We start from the raw sequence: 3,141 nt of genomic DNA on the forward strand, positions 1-3,141 counted from the left end.
ATCGAGCCGACCATCCAGGGCCCGGAGATGAACATCGGCACCTGGCCGCTGACGAACTGCGCCTCGGTCTGGTTCGGCGGCAGGTCCGTGCCGGCCAGCTTCTCGGTGAAGAAGCTCTGGTAGTAGCTCAGCCCCTCCTGCATCTCCGGGGTGTCGAGGGTGAATTCCTTGTCACCGTCGGCGGTGATGCTCGCGCCGGCCGACCACGCGAACGGCATCACGGTTTGCCACGAGCCCTGCCCGCCCGGCTGGAGATTGATCCCGTACTTCGCGCCCGCCTTCTCCTTCATCGCCTTCGCCATCGCCTTCAGGCCGTCCCAGTCCGTCGGAGGCGCGGTGATCCCGGCTTTGGCAGCGAGGTCCTTGCGGTAGTACACGAGCCGCGTCTCGACGTACCAGGGCACGCCGTACTGCGTCTCGCCGACCTTCGTGGTGTCCAGCGCGCCGGGGAAAAACGTGCTGGAATCGATCCCCGCAGGCGTCGGATCGAGGGCGTCCAGGTCGGCGAACTCGCCCATCCAGGTGGTGCCGACCATCGCCGCGTCGGGCAGTGACTGCGCGGTGATCGCGGTGGTGAACTTGTTGTGCGCCGCGTCCCACGGGATCGGGGTGACGGTTACCTTGACGCCGGGGTTCGCCTGTTCGAAGGACTTGGTCAGCTTGGGCAGGTTCTCGCCCTCGGTGCCCATCGCCCAGACGGTCAGCTCACCGGTGGCCGGTCCGCTGCCGATACTGGTCGTTGCCTTGGGCGCCGAGTCGGGTGCCTCTTCGGACCGGCCGCAGCCGGTCAGTGCGAGCGCTGCGGACGTCACTACCGCACCGCTCGCCAGTAGCCGGCGCCGGGTGGTCTGGGTGTACATCTCGTTCTCCTCAACCGTTTCTTGGGGTTTGCGTTTCCCCCGGTCTCGTGCCGCAGCTGTCCCGCAGCACGAGCTGTGTCGCCAGTACGTCGTTCCGCGCCCGGGCTCGTTCCCCGGTGATGCGTTCATGCAGTCGTTGGGCAGCCAGCCCGCCGAGTTCGGCCATCGGCTGCCGCACAGTGGTCAGTCCGGGCGACACGTACCGAGCCGCCATCACGTCGTCCCAGCCGGTCACGACGATGTCATCCGGTACTGCGAGTCCGCCGGTTCGCAGGATCTTCAGAGCGGCCAGCGCGAGCTCGTCGTTCGCGCAGACCAGGCCGTCGGGTCGTGTGGTTGCCTGGAGCAACTTCGTCGCGAGGGCGGCGCCGGCCTGCTCGGTCAAGGGGACCCGCTCGGGCTCGGGTGCCGGCAGTTCGCGGCTGCTGAGGGCCCTGGAGAATCCCGCGTAGCGCTCGGACACGTCGTACGAGCTGGCTGGATCGCCGACGAAGAGCAGCCGCGAGCGGCCGTGGTCGAGCAGCCGGGTGGTCAGTCGTTCCGCGCTGGTGGCGCTCTCGCTGCGGACCGAGTCGCAGCCGGTGACCGGCGGATGGGCGATCAGGACGACCGGGACCTTCGCCCGGCGCAGGTCCTGCACCGCGGTGCGTTCGAGAGCGTTGCCGTGCACAACTATTCCGTCGACCCGGCTCGCCAGCTCCCGCAGGTTGCGGCGGTAGTCCATTCCCTGGGTCACGGTGATGATGACGCTCTGGCCGTGCTCGGCAGCCCAGCGTTCGTAGCCCATCAGCAGGTCGCCGTAGAACGGGCCGGCCAGGTCGGGCAGTACGAGCCCGTGCGCCTCATGACGTTGTACTGCGAGACTTCGGGCGGCTCGCAGTGGCACGTAGTTCAGCTCGTACGCCGCCTGGTCGACCCTGGCTCTGGCCTTCTCCGAGACCGGTCCGGTGCCCTGCAGAACCCGCGAGACCGTGGCGATCGACAGGTTGGCCAGGGCTGCGACATCGTAGATCGTCGCGGGCCTGCCGGTTGGTCGGGATGCCATCGGGCGGGCTCCTCCAGGGTCGGACTGGTAGCAGAGTGGAAGCGCTTACACTTTTCGACCCTGCCTTGTCGGACCCAGCTGGTCAAGGGTTCGGGTGTCGCCGGTTACCGATCTGCGACCATGAATCCTGTGACCACACACGCGCAGTCGACGGAACGCGAGGACCGGCTCTGGCTGGTCCGGCACGGCGAGACGGATTGGAGCAAGTCGGGCCGGCACACGTCCACGACGGACCTGCCGTTGACCGCGGAGGGTGAGCAGGTCGCGGCATCGCTGAAGGAGCGACTGGCCGCCGAGCAGTTCGACCTGGTGCTGACCAGCCCGATGCAACGCGCGCGGCGCACGGCCGAGCTGGCCGGTTTTCCGGACGCCGAGGTCGACGAGGACCTGGTCGAGTGGAACTACGGCGACTACGAGGGCATCACCACCGCGGAGATTCGCGAGACCGTGCCGGGGTGGACGGTCTGGAAGGACCCGGTGCCCAACGGCGAAACCCCGGCCCAGGTCGCGACCCGGCTGAATCGTGTCATCGCCAAGATCGCCGCGGTCGACGGCGACGTCCTGGTCTTCGCCCACTCCCACGCTCTCCGGGCCCTGACCGCCCGCTGGCTCGAGCTCAACGTCACCGAGGGTCGTCACTTCGTCCTCGGTACCGCCACGGTCTCAGTCCTCGGCTGGGAACGAGGCTCCCCGGCGATCCACCGCTGGAACTGCTAATTCGTAGAGCTCGATAGTGCAGTAAGTACGGAAGCCAAGACTTTCGTAGACGGTGCGTCCGGCGGGCGAGGACCCCAGTACGGCGTGTGTGGAGCCGCTGTCCCGTGCCTCCTGGAGCGCGGCGAGCGTGATCGCGGCGCCGATCCCACGCCGTCGCGCCTCGGGCACCGTCATCACGAAGTACACCCCGGCCACCCCGGCCGCCAGGTAAACCGTGGCCGTCGCCACCGGCTCACCATCAAGCCAGCCCAGGTAATGCCGCCACGGATCTCCAACGCCCAACCGCCGATAGACCGACCCAACCCACTCCGCCTCCTTCACCCCCTCCCCAAACCCCTTTCCCAACGTCCCCACCCAGGCATCGAGCTCGCCCTCGCCAATCCGCTCGATCACCAAGCCCCCCGGCCCCACAGAGCCGGCGAGTTTCGTCAGGTCGACCGCCATGCCGGGCTCGCTGCCGCCGGCTGTGAAGCCGGCTTTCAGTAAGCGCTCGCCGAGGTCCGCCGGCCGCATCGACGG

The 3,141-nt window shown here is 68.2% G+C and carries 4 protein-coding genes; 1 reads left to right on the plus strand and 3 read right to left on the minus strand.

Annotation, left to right across the window (positions count from 1 at the left end; genetic code table 11):
* Both VFG33_RS23695 and VFG33_RS23700 read right to left on the minus strand, forming a co-directional pair.
* On the minus strand, positions 1-860 hold an 860-nt coding region (locus tag VFG33_RS23695), incomplete at its 3' end, for an extracellular solute-binding protein (RefSeq protein WP_325055133.1).
* Positions 861-870: 10 nt separating this feature from the next.
* Positions 871-1,905: a LacI family DNA-binding transcriptional regulator gene (locus VFG33_RS23700; protein WP_325055134.1), complete on the minus strand. Its 1,035-nt coding sequence runs from the start codon at positions 1,903-1,905 to the stop codon at positions 871-873.
* A 120-nt stretch (positions 1,906-2,025) separates the two neighbouring features.
* On the opposite strand from VFG33_RS23700, the gene VFG33_RS23705 reads away from it, so the two are divergent.
* The gene (locus VFG33_RS23705; protein ID WP_414672981.1) at positions 2,026-2,622 is read left to right on the plus strand and encodes a histidine phosphatase family protein; all 597 of its coding nucleotides are present in this window, start codon (positions 2,026-2,028) and stop codon (positions 2,620-2,622) included.
* Here the strand turns inward: VFG33_RS23705 and VFG33_RS23710 are convergent.
* Positions 2,569-3,141: GNAT family N-acetyltransferase (locus VFG33_RS23710; protein ID WP_325055136.1), on the minus strand; the 573-nt coding region annotated here is incomplete at its 5' end. The two genes, VFG33_RS23705 and VFG33_RS23710, sit on opposite strands and share 54 nt — an antisense overlap.

Source organism: Kribbella sp. (assembly GCF_035687465.1).
In the GTDB taxonomy this organism is placed as follows: domain Bacteria; phylum Actinomycetota; class Actinomycetes; order Propionibacteriales; family Kribbellaceae; genus Kribbella.